14 protein-coding genes are annotated in these 14864 nt (G+C 71.1%); 7 read left to right on the top strand and 7 right to left on the bottom strand.

Annotated elements, in window-relative coordinates; all coding sequences use genetic code 11:
• Positions 1–26: 26 nt before the first annotated feature.
• Positions 27–833 (bottom strand): GntR family transcriptional regulator, encoded by an 807-nt coding sequence (locus ACIBCK_RS08720; RefSeq protein ID WP_399388070.1) that lies wholly within the window; start codon positions 831–833, stop codon positions 27–29.
• Positions 834–1011: 178 nt separating this feature from the next.
• Here ACIBCK_RS08720 and ACIBCK_RS08725 point away from each other — a divergent pair, with 178 nt between their 5' ends.
• Positions 1012–1440, top strand: coding sequence for a VOC family protein (locus ACIBCK_RS08725; RefSeq protein WP_399388073.1), 429 nt, complete (start codon positions 1012–1014; stop codon positions 1438–1440).
• A gap of 26 nt (positions 1441–1466) precedes the next feature.
• Here ACIBCK_RS08725 and ACIBCK_RS08730 read toward each other — a convergent pair whose 3' ends face one another.
• Genes ACIBCK_RS08730 through hemC form a run of 3 tightly spaced genes read right to left on the bottom strand, consistent with a single transcriptional unit; the run spans position 1467 to position 4622 of the window.
• The gene (locus ACIBCK_RS08730) at positions 1467–2723 is read right to left on the bottom strand and encodes an APC family permease (RefSeq protein ID WP_399388075.1); all 1257 of its coding nucleotides are present in this window, start codon (positions 2721–2723) and stop codon (positions 1467–1469) included.
• A 60-nt stretch (positions 2724–2783) separates the two neighbouring features.
• Positions 2784–3644, bottom strand: a complete 861-nt coding sequence (locus ACIBCK_RS08735; RefSeq protein ID WP_399388077.1) for an endo alpha-1,4 polygalactosaminidase — start codon at positions 3642–3644, stop codon at positions 2784–2786.
• A 42-nt stretch (positions 3645–3686) separates the two neighbouring features.
• Positions 3687–4622 (bottom strand): hydroxymethylbilane synthase, encoded by a 936-nt coding sequence (gene hemC / locus ACIBCK_RS08740; protein WP_399388079.1) that lies wholly within the window; start codon positions 4620–4622, stop codon positions 3687–3689.
• A gap of 177 nt (positions 4623–4799) precedes the next feature.
• Here hemC and ACIBCK_RS08745 point away from each other — a divergent pair, with 177 nt between their 5' ends.
• On the top strand, positions 4800–5279 hold the full coding sequence (locus ACIBCK_RS08745) for a GNAT family N-acetyltransferase (RefSeq protein ID WP_399388081.1): 480 nt from the start codon (positions 4800–4802) through the stop codon (positions 5277–5279).
• A gap of 14 nt (positions 5280–5293) precedes the next feature.
• Here the strand turns inward: ACIBCK_RS08745 and ACIBCK_RS08750 are convergent, their stop codons facing one another.
• The 3 genes from ACIBCK_RS08750 to ACIBCK_RS08760 form a co-directional block, all read right to left on the bottom strand.
• Positions 5294–6814, bottom strand: a complete 1521-nt coding sequence (locus ACIBCK_RS08750; RefSeq protein WP_399388083.1) for an MFS transporter — start codon at positions 6812–6814, stop codon at positions 5294–5296.
• Positions 6815–6845: 31 nt separating this feature from the next.
• Positions 6846–8372 carry an MFS transporter gene (locus ACIBCK_RS08755; RefSeq protein WP_399388085.1) on the bottom strand — a complete coding sequence of 509 codons (1527 nt, stop codon included), beginning with the start codon at positions 8370–8372 and terminating at the stop codon, positions 6846–6848.
• 148 nt (positions 8373–8520) lie between these two features.
• The gene (locus tag ACIBCK_RS08760; protein WP_399388086.1) at positions 8521–8934 is read right to left on the bottom strand and encodes a VOC family protein; all 414 of its coding nucleotides are present in this window, start codon (positions 8932–8934) and stop codon (positions 8521–8523) included.
• Positions 8935–9369: 435 nt separating this feature from the next.
• On the opposite strand from ACIBCK_RS08760, the gene ACIBCK_RS08765 reads away from it, so the two are divergent.
• From ACIBCK_RS08765 to ACIBCK_RS08785, 5 genes are read left to right on the top strand one after another with little or no spacing between them, the layout of a single operon-like run.
• The gene (locus ACIBCK_RS08765; protein ID WP_399388088.1) at positions 9370–10875 is read left to right on the top strand and encodes an ABC transporter substrate-binding protein; all 1506 of its coding nucleotides are present in this window, start codon (positions 9370–9372) and stop codon (positions 10873–10875) included.
• Positions 10876–10931: 56 nt separating this feature from the next.
• Positions 10932–11885, top strand: coding sequence for an ABC transporter permease (locus ACIBCK_RS08770; protein ID WP_399388090.1), 954 nt, complete (start codon positions 10932–10934; stop codon positions 11883–11885).
• Positions 11882–12778: an ABC transporter permease gene (locus ACIBCK_RS08775; RefSeq protein ID WP_399388092.1), complete on the top strand. Its 897-nt coding sequence runs from the start codon at positions 11882–11884 to the stop codon at positions 12776–12778. The genes ACIBCK_RS08770 and ACIBCK_RS08775 overlap by 4 nt, the downstream gene beginning before the upstream one ends.
• A complete protein-coding gene (locus ACIBCK_RS08780; protein ID WP_399388094.1) occupies positions 12775–13830 on the top strand; it encodes an ABC transporter ATP-binding protein in 1056 nt (351 codons plus the stop codon). Before ACIBCK_RS08775 ends, ACIBCK_RS08780 begins: the two co-directional genes overlap by 4 nt.
• Positions 13827–14861, top strand: coding sequence for an ABC transporter ATP-binding protein (locus tag ACIBCK_RS08785; protein ID WP_399388096.1), 1035 nt, complete (start codon positions 13827–13829; stop codon positions 14859–14861). Before ACIBCK_RS08780 ends, ACIBCK_RS08785 begins: the two co-directional genes overlap by 4 nt.
• Positions 14862–14864 lie beyond the last annotated feature (3 nt).

Raw genomic sequence — 14864 nt, forward strand, 5'->3', positions numbered from 1 at the left:
CACGGTCGTTGGCGGGTGGAGATCCGCTACAGCGAGGAACTCGCTGCGCGTTCCGCGCATTTGGTCGCTCGGTCGAGCGTGGCGTGCAGCGTCAGGCGGTCCCCGCGCAGGTGCAGGAACTCCAGGTCGGCGGGGCGGCCGTCGGCGAGACGGGTGAGGCGTTCGACGGCGAGGATCGCGCCCCCCTCCGGCATCTCCAGGACCGCGCAGGTCGCCGGATCGGTCACCGTGGCGTGGACGGACACCTCGGCCGAGCCGAGCGGCAGGCCCGTCGCGGTCTCGATCAGATCGAAGACGTCGTGGTTCTCCAGCGTGCGCGGTGTCTTTCCGGCGAGTGCCAGGAGCGCCTCGCCCACCTCGGGGATGAGGTAGGTGCAGTCCAGGGACAGCGGGATGCCGTCCACGCGGCGCAGCCGCTCCAGGTAGACGGCGTGGCTCCCTTCGGGCAGGTCCAGTCGGCGGGCGACCGTGAGGGGTGGCCGCAGGACCCGTGCTTCGCGCACCTCGTTGACGACGGTGCCGTGCCGCTGTAGCACCTCGGCGAGACCCGACAGTTCGCCCAGCGGATGCTCGTAGGCGCGGCCGATGACGACCGTGCCCACTCCCCGGCGGCGCTCGACGAGGCCTTCGTCGCGCAGGAGGCCCAAGGCCTCCCGGACCGTGTTCCGTGAGGTGTCGAACTCGGCGATCAGGGCTCGCTCGTCGGGCAGTACTCCACCGGGAAAGGCGCCGCGCATGACCTGCCTGCGCAGCACGCTGGCCACGGTCCGGGCCCGGTCGGCCCGCGTCAGCGGCACGCCGGACCCGTCGCCGCTGGGCTTCGGATCGCGCATGGCTCCCTCAAGGTGGCTGCGTGGGTGTCTGTCGCGGGCAGGACGGCCCGCGCCGGACACCGACGCTAGGCGAGCCATGTTGCCGCGAAGTTACGCCACCCTACGTGACCTGCGGTGATGTCGTGACCTCGGGGTTTTCGGAGCGCGCCGAAGGGTGCGCCACTGTTACCGTGCGCCGATGTCATCGATCAAGCAGTTCCAAGTGGCCTTCGACTGCGCGGAACCCGAGCGTCTCGCCCGCTTTTGGTGCGAGGTGTTGGGGTATGTCATACCGCCGCCACCGGGGCAGTTCGCCGACTGGGACGATTTCAACCGTTCCGTACCTCTTGAGGATCAGGGTTCATGGTTCGCGTGCGTTGATCCCTCAGGTGTGGGTCCGCGACTGTTCTTCCACCGTGTTCCCGAAGGCAAGGTCGTCAAGAACCGGCTGCACCTCGACGTGCGGGTCGGCACCGGGCTCGTGGGGGAGGAGCGCCTCGCCGCACTGGAAGCCGAGTGCGCACGGGTGGTCCCGCTCGGCGCGGTACGCCTGGAGTTGCTGTACGACGGCACCGACTCGTGCATCGTGATGCAGGACATCGAGGGCAACGAGTTCTGTATCGACTGAGCGTCCTGCGAGACGAGACGCCGGGCTTACGTGACTCTTCGGCGTACGCAGTACACGACCGCGCCCGCGGCCAGAACCGCGGCGCCGGCGACGGTGGAGGAGAGCGGCAGGCTGAAGGCCAGGAGCAGGCAGCCGGTCAGGCCGAGGACGGGGATGGCGCGCGGCGGGCGGCCTTCGCCCGGCGTCAGGGTCCAGGCGGAGGCGTTGGCCACGGCGTAATAGGCGAGCACTCCGAAGGAGGAGAAGCCGATCGCCCCGCGCAGGTCGGCGAAGGCTACCAGGCCCAATACGGCTGCGCCCACGGCGAGTTGAGCCCGGTGGGGGACGTGGAAGCGAGGGTGGACCGCGGCCAGCGCGTGCGGCAGGTGACGGTCGCGGGCTATCGCCAGTGTCGTACGTGAGATGCCGAGGATCAGGGCGAGGAGCGAGCCGAGCGCGGCGACGGTGGCACCGATGCGCACCACCGGGACCAGGGCGGGCACACCGTCCGCGCGCACCGTGTCCGCGAGGGGCGCGGTCGCGTCGGCCAGAGCGCCGGGGCCGAGTACGGCGAGCGCGGCGGTGGCGACCGCCGCGTACACCACCAGGGTGATGCCGAGGGCGAGGGGGATCGCGCGCGGGATGGTGCGCCACGGGTCGCGGACCTCCTCGCCGAGCGTGGCGATGCGGGCGTACCCGGCGAACGCGAAGAACAGCAGCCCGGCCGCCTGCAGGATGCCGCCCACGCTCGCGTCGCCGCTCAACTCCAGCCGGGTGGCGTCGGTTTGACCGCTGGTGAGAGAGGCGACCACGACGGCGGCAAGGACCGCCAGGACGACGGCGACGAGGGCGCGGGTCAGCCACACTGTCTTCTGTACGCCGACGTAGTTGACGGCGGTCAGGGCGATGACGGCGGCGATCGCCACCGGACGTTCGTGCCCCGGCCAGGCGTACGCGCCCGCGGTGAGCGCCATGGCCGCGCAGGACGCGGTCTTGCCGACGACGAAGCCCCACCCCGCGAGATAACCCCAGAAGTCACCGAGACGTTCACGGCCGTAGACGTAGGTGCCGCCGGACGCGGGGTAGCGGGCGGCGAGCCGGGCCGACGAGGTGGCGTTGCAGTAGGCGACCACGGCCGCGACCGCGAGACCGACGAGGAGCCCGGATCCCGCCGCGTCGGCGGCAGGGCCGAACGCGGCGAAGATGCCAGCGCCGATCATCGCCCCCAGGCCGACGAACACCGCGTCGCTCACCCCGAGCCGCCGTTGCAGGCCGGGGATGTTCGCGGCGGGTGGGGTGCTCATCGACGGCTCCTCGGCAGCGGAACGCCTGGTTCACGCCAGGAGACGCTATCCGGCATCGCCTCAACACTGCGCGAAGACGTACCCCTTGGTGCCCTCGGGGCTCACGTCGCGGTCGCGCAGGGTGATGGACAGGCGAGCGCCCCAGGCGGCGCAGGCGCCGCGGTAGTCCTGGCGGGTGTACTCGACGGCGAAGACCTTGTCGTCGTAGGCATCGGCGAAGTCCCCGCACTCCTCGTACGCCGCGCACTCCTCGACGACGGCGAAGTCGAACCCGATGCGGCCGCGCTCGGGAAGGAGGTCGGTGGTGTTCTTCTGGGCGATGGCGAGGCCGCGGTCGTGGGCCCGGTCGGCGAGCAACTCGGCGAAGGCGGCGGCGTGTTCGGGCGTGAGGAGATCGTCGGAACGCTCGTAGGAGTCCAGGTTGTCGGGCTCGACCGCGTCGTATCCCAACTCAGCGCAACCGTCGATCCACGGCCCGACCACGTTCATCAGCCGGCCGCGCTTGCCGGGCGTGGAGATGTCCAGGAGCGGTTCGTCCCAGTCGTCGTCGACCACCAGGGAGCCGTCGTCGTCCTTCAGGAGCAGGTCGGGGTGCTTCTTCTTCCACCAGGTGATGGCATCGCCCGGCTGGGTCTGGAAGGCGTTGACGTAGCACACGTTGTACAGGCCCTTGGCCGGCTCGGCGGAGCGGTCGCGCGAGACCGCCTGCACGGCGTCCCCGGGCTGGTAGGGCCCGCCGAGCTGGTAGTCGAAGACGGCGTCGGGCTTCGGCGCACGAACGGAGTCGGCCCGGTCCGTGGCCGGGGCTTCCTTGCCGTCGTCGGTCGCGCAGGCGGCGGCCAGGAAGAGGGCGGCGGCGCAGGCGGCCAACCGGACCGGGCGCGAGTGGTACGGGTGGTGCGAGTGGTGCGGGTGGTGCATCGAAGACTTTCGTTCAGGGTGACCTCGAAAGGACGGCAGACCTCAGTGCGCGATGGAGTCGATCAGTTCGCGCGCGCCCTGGCGCAGCAGCGTGACCGCCACGGACGTGCCCAGCGTCGCCGGGTCGAGCGGACCGGCCCACTCGTGGGTGTTCAGGACCGTCTTGCCGTCCGGGGTGAAGACCCGGGCGCGCAGCGAGAGGTCGCCGCCCCGCTCGCAGCGCGCGTACCCGGCGATGGGGGAGTTGCAGTGGCCCTGAAGGACGTGCAGGAACATGCGCTCGGCGGTGGCCTCCCGCCAGGCGTCGGGGTCACCGAGGCCCGACACGGCGTCGATGGTCTCCGTGTCGTCCTCGCGGCACTGCAGGGCGAGGATTCCCGCGCCGATCGGCGGGCACATCGTCTCCACCGACAGGACCTCGCTGATCACGTCCATACGGTCGATGCGCTCCAGGCCCGACACCGCGAGCAGCAGGGCGTCCGCGTCCCCGGCGGCCAGCTTCTCCATCCGGCGCCCGGCGTTCCCGCGCATCGGCACGCACTCCAACTCCGGGTGCGAAGCCGCGAGTTGGGCGATGCGCCGTACGGACGACGTGCCGATGCGGGTTCCTGCGGGCAGTTCGTCCAGGGTGAGACCGCCCGGGTGGATGAGCGCGTCACGGATGTCGTCCCGCTTGAGGAACGCCGCGAAGGTGGTGCCCGCCGGAAGCGGCCGGTCCGCCGGTACGTCCTTGACGCAGTGCACCGCGAGGTCGGCCTCACCCGCGAGCAGCGCCGCGTCCACCTCCTTGGTGAACGCGCCCTTGCCGCCGAGCTTCGCGAGGTCCCCCATCCAGCGGTCCCCGGAGGTGGTGACCGGCACGACCTCCGTACGGATCCCGGGGTGCAGGGCGGCGAGTTCGGCGCGTACGCGCTCCACCTGGGCCAGCGCCATGGGCGAGGAACGGGAGACGATGCGGATCAGCTCAGGAGCGGACATGCGCACCACGATAGGCGCTCACAACAGCAGTCTGTTAAAGGGCTGGTCGATACGGCGGGGGCCCGGTGGCGGTCGGTCTTGGGCGTGCGCGACGCCCCGAGCCCTCATAGCGTGAGAAGCAGCCGGTCACCGTCCCGCCCCCGCGCAGGTCCCGGCGTCAGCCACCCGGGAGGTCCCATGTCAGCCGCCGCCGCCCACCAGCGGTCCCTGATCGTTCTCGAACGGATGGCTCCCACCCATCTGGCCGACGTCCTCGCCCTGGGGCGGGAGCTGTACGACACCTCGGTGAAGCCGTACACGTCCTGGTCGCTCTCGGCGATCGCCCGGCACTTGGATGCCGATGCCTCATCGTGCTGGGTCGCGCTCGACGGTGACGCCCTGGCCGGGTTCGTCTGCGGCTCGATGGGGTTCGACCAGCGTACGGACTGGGGGAACCTGGAGTGGATCGCCAGTGCCCCCGCCTATCAGGGCCAGGGTGTGGCCAGCCATCTGGTGCAGGCCTGCTGCGCCACGCTGACCGCCGCGGGCGCCACCGCCGTGGTGACCGACGTCGAGTCCCGCAACACCGCATCCGCCGCCCTGATGCGGCGCAACGGCTTCGAGGAGAGCGTGACGGTGACCCTCTTCGTGCGCGAGGCCCCCGACGCGGCGGTCTGATTCTCCGGGGTCTGCTATCCCGCACAGTCCTTGCCCGGCTCCAACGGCGGTGCCTCTACGCCCAGATGGGACTTGCAGCGTGGCGTGTTCCCCGGGTCCTCGTGCCAGGAGGCGGGACGCGGACGGATGAAGACCGCCGCCGCTGCCGCCGCGAGGACGAACAAGCCCGCGCAGCCCACGGCCGCCTTGCCGAACGCGGAGTTCAGCGCGCCCGCGTCCGCGTACGCCGAGCCGGACAGACCCACCGCCAGCGGCAGCGCGGCGACGACGAGCAGCTGCGCCACCCGCGCGGCGCTGTTGTTGACGCCGCTCGCCAGACCCGCGCGCCCCGCGTCGACCGAGGCGAGGACGGTCGCCGTCAGCGGAGCCACGAACAGGCTCATCCCCAGGCCGAGGACCACGACCGCGGGCAGGACCTCCGTGACGTACGCGGCGCCGGGCTCGATCCGCAGCATCAGGAGCGCCCCGGTGGCCGCGATCAGCGGGCCCGCGACCAGCGGCAAGGTGGGACCGATCCGCCGCGACAGATCCCCGGCCGCGGCCGAGAGCAGCAGCATCAGGATCGTGATCGGCAGCGTCGCCGTGCCGGCCTGCAGCGCGTCGTAGCCCAGCGTCGTCTGCAACTGCACCGGCAGCATGAACAGCAGCCCGCCGATCGCCGCGTACAGGCACAGCGTCATGACGTTGGCCGCGCTGAACAGGCGGGAGCGGAAGAGGGAGAGCGGCAGCATCGGGTCGCGGCGGCGGTGCTCCACCACGACGAAGGCGACACCCGCCGCGATGCCGCCGAGCCCCGGCAGGAACGCCGCCGCCTTCGAGGAGTCGCCCGCGGCGCCGATCAGCGAGAAGCTGATGCCCGCGAGGAACAGCGCCGCAAGACACGCCCCCGTCACGTCGAACGGCTTGTCCGCGGCGCCTTCGGCCCTGCTCTCCGGCACATGACGCACCGCGAAGAGCACGAGCGCCGCCAGCGGAATGTTGATCAGGAAGATCCACCGCCAGCCGGGACCGTCGATCAGCCACCCGCCCAGGAACGGCCCGACGGCGCCTGCGACCCCGCCGAGCCCCGACCAGGCGCCCACCGCGCGTGCCTGGTCCCGCGGCCGGAAGGACGTACGCACCAGGGCGAGCGACCCCGGGGTCAGGAGCGCACCGCCGATGCCCTGCAACGCCCGCGCCGCGATGAGCATCCCTGCGTTCTGCGCGAGTCCGCACAGCGCGGAGGCCAGGGCGAACCACACCACGCCGATGACCAGGGTGCGCCGCCGTCCGATGCGGTCGCCGAGCGCTCCGCCGAGCAGCAGCAGCGCCGAGAGCGTCAGCATGTAGGCGTTGACGACCCATTGCAGGGACGCGAGCGAGGTGTCCAGGTCGCGGCCGAGGGTGGGCAGGGCGACGTTCACCACGGTGCCGTCCAGCATCGCCATGCCCGAGGCGAGTACGGCGCAGACGAGGACCCAGCGGCCCCGCGCCGAGGCCAGGGCGACACCCCCGCCGGCGTCTTCCGTCGCCGCAGCCTCGGATTCGGTCGCCATCGGCCCTCCGTCCGCCTTATGTCCGTCGGCTTTACATGTGCACCGCGCCGCCGCCCGCGTCCGCGTGGGCCGGGGCGCCCCTGCGGTACAGCACGACCGTAACGATCAGTCCGACCGCGAAGAAGACCGCGGACCATGTGTACGCCGTGGAGTAACTCTCCATCGCCGACTGGGCCTTGACGGCCGGCGAAGGCTGTCTTCCCACGAGGTAGTTGGCGGCGGCGCTCGTCGCGAGGGAGTTGAGCAGGGCCGTGCCGATCGAACCGCCCACCTGCTGGCTGGTGTTGACCATCGCCGATGCCACACCCGCGTCATGGGCGGCGACGCCCGCGGTGGCCATGCTCATCGCGGGGGCGAAGACCAGGCCGAGTCCGAGACCGGCGACGAGCAGCGGCGGCAGCACGTGCGCCGCGTAACCGCTGTGCACGTCCAGGGCGGTGAGCCAGGCCATCGCGGCCGCCGCGAGCCCCATGCCGAGCGGCACGATCGGTTTCGCGCCGAACCGCGGCACGAGCAGGTTGGTCGTGACGACGGAGATCACCACCATCACGGCGACCATCGGCAGGAAGGCGAGGCCGGTCTTGACCGGCGTGTAGCCGAGGATCTGCTGGAGGTAGTACGTCAGGAACAGGAAGACGCCGAACATCCCCGCGCCGGAGATGAACATCGCGAGGAACGACGCCCCGCGGTCCCGGTCGAGCACCACCCGCAGCGGCAGCAGCGGATGCGCGGCCCGCGTCTGCCACCAGGCGAAGGCGGCCACCAGGACGGCGCCGACCACCAGGAAGCCCCAGGTGTCGACGTCGCTCCAGGCGTGCGTCTCGGCGTTCGAGAACCCGTAGACGACGCAGAACAGACCCGCGGAGACCAGCAGGGTGCCGGGGACGTCCAGCTTCGGGCGGTCGGCGGGCCTGCCGCCGTGCAGCAGCCGGGCGCCGCCCAGCATGGCGAACACCGCGAAGATCAGGTTCACGTACAGGCACCAGCGCCAGTCCAGATACTCGGTCAGGACGCCGCCCAGGAGCAGTCCGACGGCGCCGCCCGCGCCCGCGATGGCGCCGTAGATGCCGAACGCCTTCGCGCGCTCCTTGGAGTCCGTGAACGTGGTGGTGAGGAGGGAGAGCGCGGCGGGCGCGAGGAGCGCGCCGAACACGCCCTGGAGCGCGCGGGCCACTACCAGCATGGTGAAGCTGGATGCCGCGCCGCCGAGGGCCGAGGCGAGCGCGAAGCCGCCGAGCCCGGCGAGGAAGACGAGCTTGCGGCCCAGCAGGTCGGCGATGCGTCCGCCGAGGAGCAGCAGGCTGCCGAAGGCGAGCGCGTACGCGGTGACGATCCACTGGCGGTTGCCGTCGCTGAACCCGAGGTCCTGCTGGGCCGATGGCAGCGCGATGTTCACGATCGTCGCGTCGAGGACCACCATGAGCTGGGCGATTCCCACGATGCCGAGGATCAGCCAGCGGTGTTCGTGCCGTCCGCCGCTCGGCTGTGGGGGAGCGGAGGCCGTGGATCCTGCGGCCTGTCCGGAGTCGAAGGGTTCCGGCGCGGGTGAGCGGTCCATCGGTGGCCTCCAGACGCCCCCGTCACGCGAGACACCCCCGTCACACCGTAGGCGCGCTGCTCAGAGGCCGCGACCGGGACGCCACGGGGGCCGCGACCGGGACGCCCCGGAGGCCGGCAAGGGGCAGTGTCCCGGTCGCGGAAGCCGTTCAGCTCTGCGGCTCGCTGATGTTGACCATCCAGGGGATGCCGAAGCGGTCCGTGCACATGCCGAAGACGTCGCCCCACATCTGCTTCTCCATCGGCACGGCCACCGAGCCGCCCGCGGACAGCTTCTCCCAGTAGCCGCGCAGCTCGGCCTCGTCGTCGCCGCTGAGGCTCACCGAGAAGTTGTTGCCCGGGGTGTGGTCCATGCCCGGCGGGGTGTCGGCGCCCATCAGGGTGAAGCCGTTCGGCGCCTCCAGCATGCCGTGCATGATCTTGTCGGCGCTCGGGGTGTCCTGCTGGCCGGCTTCGCCGAAGGTGTTGAGCGCGAGCTCGCCGCCGAAGACCTCCTTGTAGAACTCCAGAGCCTGGCGGGCATCGCCGCCGAAGCTGAGATACGGGTTGAGACGCGAGACCATGAAAACCTCCCGGAACGGGGTGGAACGGTCATTTGCGCGGAGAGTAGCGCGGGGCACTGACATCGGCCCGGCGAGCGGCCCGTCGAGCGGCGAGCTGAGCGGCGCGGGGCGGCACGGGGACGCTTCAGGGGTGGCTCGTCCCTTGATGGGGTGAAAAGTCCGCTGCATGTAGCGTGCAGCCATTTGTCGTCGCCGGTTATTCAATCTTCATCAAATGCGGCCCGGCATCCGGACGAGCCTCTTGTGTGCGGACTGTATGCGAAATACGTTCTGCCGTATTCCTTGATCGTCCACGATCAGCCGGAACCACCCTGGCGGAGGTACCTACTCGTGCGCCGAAAAGCGGTTGCCCTCGCGGCAGTTGCCCTGGTGATGTCCCTGACGGCCGGCTGCAGTTCCCTGCAGTCATCGGCCACCGAGGTCGGCGGTGAGCGTATGACCGACGACCGCCCCGTGCGGGACGGTGGCACCCTCACCGTCGCCCTCAACGCGGACCCGGACAAGCTCGATCCGACCCTCGCGCAGACCCTCGTGGGCCGCACCGTCTTCGCCGGGATGTGCGAGAAGCTCTACGACATCGACGAGCACGGGACCGTGATCCCACAGCTGGCGAGGGCCCTGCCCAAGACGTCGAAGGACGGCCGCACCGTCACCTTCGGCCTGCGCAAGGGCCTGAGGTTCAGTGACGGCACCAAGCTCGACGCGGACGCCGCCGTCACCTCACTGCTGCGCCACCGCGACCTCGCGGGCTCGGCGCGCGCCACCGAACTCGCCCCGCTCGCCGGGGCGAAGGCGACCGGACCGTACACGGTGAAGCTCACGCTCAAGCAGGCCTACGTCCCCCTCGCGGCCGTCCTCGCCGACCGTGCGGGCATGGTGATGTCACCCACCGCGCTCAAGAAGTACGGCAAGAACTTCACCAACCACCCTTCCTGCGTGGGCCCGTTCAAGTACGTGGAGCGCGTCGGCGGCGACCGCATCGTGCTCGCCAAGGACCCCAACTACTACGCAGCCGACCAGGTCCACCTCAACAAGGTGATCTACAAGCCGATACCCGACGGCAACGTACGCCTGGCCAATCTGCGCTCCGGCGACATCCAGATCGGCGACCAGATGACACCCGTCGACGTACGCAGCGCACTCACCGAGCCCGGCCTCCAGCTCTTCAACTCACCCTCGCTCGGCTATCAGGGCATCGGCCTCAACGTCGGCAACGTCAAGGGCCTGGGGGAGAAGCCGGGGCACATCGACACGCCCCTCGCGCGCGAGCCGCGCGTCCGTGAGGCCTTCGAGCTCGCCATCGACCGCGACCTCATCAACAAGGTCGTCTTCCAGGGCATGTACGAGCCCGCCTGCGGCCCCGTCTCCTCGGAATCCGCCATCGCGCCGGGCGTCGAGGCGTCCGAATGCCCCCAGCGGGACGTCGCGAAGGCCAAGCGGCTGCTCAAGGAAGCCGGGGTGAGGACGCCGGTGCGCATCGAGCTGAAGGTGTCCACCACGCCCGAGTCCAGCCGCCTCGGCCAAGTCGTGCAGGCCATGACCAAGGAGGCGGGCTTCGCGGTCACCCTGCGCCCCACGGAGTACGCCACGATGCTCGAAGAGACCGACTCCGGGCGCTACGACGCCTTCACCAGCGGCTGGTCGGGGCGGCTCGACCCGGACGGCAACATCGCAAGCTTCCTCCAGACGCGCGGCGCGATGAACGCCTACGGGCTGTCGGACCCCGCCATCGACCGGCTCGTCGAGCGCGGCCGGGCAGAGGCCGACCCGGACGAACGCGCCAAGATATATGCGGAGTTGACCCGACGGGCCCAGGAGCGGCGCGGGCTCATCTACCTCTACCGCCAGAAGAATTACATCGTCACCGGCAAGGACGTCGCGGGCGTCCGCGTCTACGGCGACGGCCTGGTCCGCGTCACGACTGCGGGGTACACCCGATGAGCCCGAGTCCCTTGCCATCGAAGACCGCCCGCGTGAGCCCGGTGCGCCTGAGTCCCATGACGTCCTATCTGTTCACCCGGGTCCGCCAGTCCTTCATCACGCTCGTCCTCGTCAGCATGGTCGTCTTCGCCGGTATCCGCGCCCTGCCCGGCGACCCGGCGCTCGCGCTGGCCGGTGAGGAGCGCAGCCCCGAGGCGCTCGCCGCCGTCCGCGAGAGCTACGGCCTGAACGACAACATCGTCGTCCAGTACGGGCGGTTCATCGGACACGCGATCACCGGTGACCTGGGGACCTCCTCACGCACCGGCCTCCCCGTCTCCGACGCGATCACCGCGGCCCTGCCCATCACCCTCGAACTCGCCGCCCTGTCCCTGCTGTTGGCGGTCACGGTCGGCATCGGCGCGGGCATCGTCGCCGCCGTGCGGCGCGGAAAGCCCGAGGAGTGGCTCGCCAACGCCCTCGCCCTGCTGGGCCTTTCCATCCCCACCTTCTGGCTGGGCATGGTCCTGGTCCTCGCGTTCGCCATCGCCGTGCCGGTCTTCTCGGCCTCCGGATACGTGCCCTTCGGCACCGACCCGATCGACAACCTGCGCCGCATGGTGCTGCCCGCGATCGTCCTCGGCTCGGGTCTCGCCGCCGTCGTGATGCGCCAGACACGCGCGGCGATGCTCGACTCGCTCTCCGCCGACTACGTACGCACCGCGCGGGCCAAGGGCCTGTCCCGGCGCGAGATCATCGGCGGGCACGCCTTGCGCAACTCCCTGGTCACGGTCGTGACCGTGCTCGGACTCCAGCTGGGCCACCTCATCTCCGGGGCGGTTGTCACCGAGCAGATCTTCGTCCTTCCCGGCTTCGGCAAGCTCACCATCGACGCCGTCTTCACCCGCGACTACGCGACCCTGCAAGGCGTGGTGCTGTGCACATCCGCCGCGTACATCCTCATCAACCTGCTGGTCGACGTGGCGTATTCGGTCATCGACCCGCGCATCCGGCTCGGAGGTGCCCGGTGACGACAGCGCTGCTCACACAACTGGGGCGAATACGTTCCGCGGGCGCGGGCGGCGGCAGCGGAAGCGGCAAGCTGCGCGCCCTGCGCAAGAACCGGCTCGCCATGACCGGTGGCATCATCGCCGCCGTCTTCGTCCTCGCGGCGCTCTTCGCGCCGCTGGTCGCGCCGTACGATCCCGCGCGGCCCGACTTCGCCAACGCCCTTGCCGCGCCCGGCTGGTCGCACTGGCTCGGCACCGACGACCTCGGGCGCGACCAGCTGTCCCGGGTCGTGTACGGGGCGCGGGCGTCCATGCAGGTGGGCGTGGTCGCGGTGGCGCTCGCGTTCATCGTCGGCGTACCGCTCGGACTGCTCGCGGGCTACTACGGCAAGTTCACCGACAGCGTGGTCTCGCGGCTCACCGACACGATGCTGGCCTTCCCCTTCCTGGTGCTCGCCGTCGGGCTCGCCGCCGTGCTCGGCCCCTCGCTCACCAACGCCACCATCGCCATCGGGATCTCACAGATCCCGGCCGTCATCCGCATCACCCGGGCCGAGACACTGCGGCTGCGGCACGTCGACTACGTCGCCGCGGCCGTCGCCAACGGAGGCGGCGACGCCACCGTCCTCTTCCGGCACATCCTGCCCAACGCCACCTCCGCGCTGACCGTCCAGGCGACCGTCGGCATCCCCGCCGCGATCATCGGCGAGGCGCTGCTCAGCTTCCTCGGCCTGGGAGTCCAGCCACCCGAGGCGTCGCTCGGCGTGATGCTCTCCGGCGCCCAGTCCTTCCTCGCGCCCGCGCCGTGGATGGCGGTCTTCCCCGGACTCGCGGTCGTCGCGGCCACCCTGGCGTTCAACCTGCTCGGCGACGGCCTGCGGGACGTCCTCGACCCCCGAGGAGCCACCCGATGAGCCATCCCGTCAGCACGCCCGTACCGAGTGTGAGGCCCGTACTGAGCGTGCGCGACCTGTCGGTCTCCTTCCGCTCCGACACCCGCACCGTGCACGCCGTCGACCATCTCTCGTACGACGTCGCGGCGGGCGAAGTGCTCGCGGTGGTCGGTGAGTCGGGGTGCGGCAAGTCCGTCACGGCGATGGCCGTGATGGGGCTCCTGCCGCCCACCGCGCACGTCGAGGGATCGATACGGCTCGGCGGCGCCGAGATCGCGGGAGCGAGCGAGAAGGAGCTCGGGCGGGTCCGCGGCAAGGACATCGCGATGATCTTCCAGGAGCCGATGACCTCGCTGAACCCGGTCCTGACCGTCGGCCGCCAGATAGGGGAGGTGCTCCGCCGCCACCAGGGCCTGTCGAAGAAGGAGGCACGCGCGCGTGCCGTCGAACTCCTCGACCTGGTGGGCATCCCCGCACCCGCCCAGCGCGTCGACGAGTACCCCCACCAGCTCAGCGGTGGCATGCGGCAACGCGTCATGATCGCCATCGCGGTCGCCTGCGACCCGTCCGTCCTGATCGCCGACGAGCCGACCACCGCGCTCGACGTCACCGTCCAGGCGGGCATCCTCGAAGTCCTCCAGTCCCTGCGGGAGCGGCTCGGCACCGCGATCGTGCTCATCACCCACGACCTGGGCGTGGTGGCCGACGCCGCCGACCGCGTCCTGGTCATGTACGCGGGCCGCCCCGTCGAACAGGCCCCGGTGCATGAACTGTTCGCCGAACCACGTCACCCGTACACCCGCGGCCTGCTGAGCGCGGTCCTGCGCCCCGGCGGTGAGGGCAAGCGGCGGCTGCCCGAGATCCCCGGCCTGGTGCCGAGCCTCGACGCGCAGCCGGACGCCTGTACCTTCGCCCCGCGCTGCGCGCACGCCGACGACCGGTGCACGACGGGCAGGCCCGGCTTCAAGGCGGTGTCCCGGAACGCCGGTGCCGATGCCGCGCACCGGGCGGCCTGCTGGCACCCGCAGGACGCCGCCGTGCCCACGCCCACCACCCAGGAGGCCGGCCAGTGACCCCCACGCCCGTTCTTGAACTGCGCGACCTTCAAAGGCACTTCGCGGGGCCCGGCGGCCTCGTGCGCGCCGCCGACGGCGTCACGCTCACCGTCGGCCGGGGCGAAGTCGTGGGCCTCGTAGGGGAGTCGGGGAGCGGCAAGTCCACGGTGGGGAAGTGCGCCGTGCGGCTCGACGAACCCACCGGCGGCACCGTCCACATCAACGGCACGGACGTCACCCGCCTCTCCCGGCGCGCCCTGCGGCCCCTGCGCAAGGACTTCCACCTCGTCTTCCAGGACCCCTCGTCCTCGCTCGACCCGCGCATGTCCGTCGGACAGATCATCGCCGAACCCCTGCGCCTGCACTCCATCGCCAAGGGAGAGGCGGCACGCGCGCGCGTGGCGGAGCTCCTCGGCCAGGTCGGCCTGCGCCCCGAGCACGCCGACCGGCATCCGCACGAACTCTCCGGCGGCCAGCGCCAGCGCATCTCGATCGCCCGCGCTCTCTCCGTCGACCCGGACCTCCTGGTGGCCGACGAACCCACATCGGCCCTCGACGTCTCCGTGCAGGCCTCCGTCCTCAACCTCCTCGCCGATCTCCAGCGGGACCGCGGCTTCGGATGCCTGTTCATCACGCACGACCTGGCCGCCGTGGAGTTCCTCGCCGACCGCATCGCGGTCATGTATCTCGGCCGGATCGTCGAACAGGCGCCGACCGCCGAGCTGTTCGCCGACCCCAAGCACCCGTACACGCAGGCGCTCCTGTCCGCCGCGCCCGTGCCCGACCCGGCTGTGCAGCGCTCCCGCGAGCGCATCGTCCTCAGTGGTGAACTGCCGAGCCCGCTGGCCCCGCCGCCCGGGTGCCGCTTCCACACGCGCTGCCCGCTGGCCGTCGACCGCTGCCGCGTCGAGGCGCCCGAGCTGCGCACGCTTCCCGGAGACGGCCTTCGCCAGGTCTCCTGCCACCTGGTCGCGGACGACGGCACGGCTCCGGACGCTGCCGCCGCCACGGCCCTCCGTACGATCCCCAGTACCCGCACCGCACGCTAGGAG

The organism is Streptomyces sp. NPDC051218 (genome assembly GCF_044455475.1).
In the GTDB taxonomy this organism is placed as follows: domain Bacteria; phylum Actinomycetota; class Actinomycetes; order Streptomycetales; family Streptomycetaceae; genus Streptomyces.

Coding starts and splice junctions, on each gene's coding strand:
- ACIBCK_RS08720 (WP_399388070.1), bottom strand. CDS start 833: ATGCGCGATCCGAAGCCCAGCGGCGACGGGTCCGGCGTGCCGCTGACG.
- ACIBCK_RS08725 (WP_399388073.1), top strand. CDS start 1,012: ATGTCATCGATCAAGCAGTTCCAAGTGGCCTTCGACTGCGCGGAACCC.
- ACIBCK_RS08730 (WP_399388075.1), bottom strand. CDS start 2,723: ATGAGCACCCCACCCGCCGCGAACATCCCCGGCCTGCAACGGCGGCTC.
- ACIBCK_RS08735 (WP_399388077.1), bottom strand. CDS start 3,644: ATGCACCACCCGCACCACTCGCACCACCCGTACCACTCGCGCCCGGTC.
- hemC (WP_399388079.1), bottom strand. CDS start 4,622: ATGTCCGCTCCTGAGCTGATCCGCATCGTCTCCCGTTCCTCGCCCATG.
- ACIBCK_RS08745 (WP_399388081.1), top strand. CDS start 4,800: ATGTCAGCCGCCGCCGCCCACCAGCGGTCCCTGATCGTTCTCGAACGG.
- ACIBCK_RS08750 (WP_399388083.1), bottom strand. CDS start 6,814: ATGGCGACCGAATCCGAGGCTGCGGCGACGGAAGACGCCGGCGGGGGT.
- ACIBCK_RS08755 (WP_399388085.1), bottom strand. CDS start 8,372: ATGGACCGCTCACCCGCGCCGGAACCCTTCGACTCCGGACAGGCCGCA.
- ACIBCK_RS08760 (WP_399388086.1), bottom strand. CDS start 8,934: ATGGTCTCGCGTCTCAACCCGTATCTCAGCTTCGGCGGCGATGCCCGC.
- ACIBCK_RS08765 (WP_399388088.1), top strand. CDS start 9,370: ATGACCGACGACCGCCCCGTGCGGGACGGTGGCACCCTCACCGTCGCC.
- ACIBCK_RS08770 (WP_399388090.1), top strand. CDS start 10,932: ATGACGTCCTATCTGTTCACCCGGGTCCGCCAGTCCTTCATCACGCTC.
- ACIBCK_RS08780 (WP_399388094.1), top strand. CDS start 12,775: ATGAGCCATCCCGTCAGCACGCCCGTACCGAGTGTGAGGCCCGTACTG.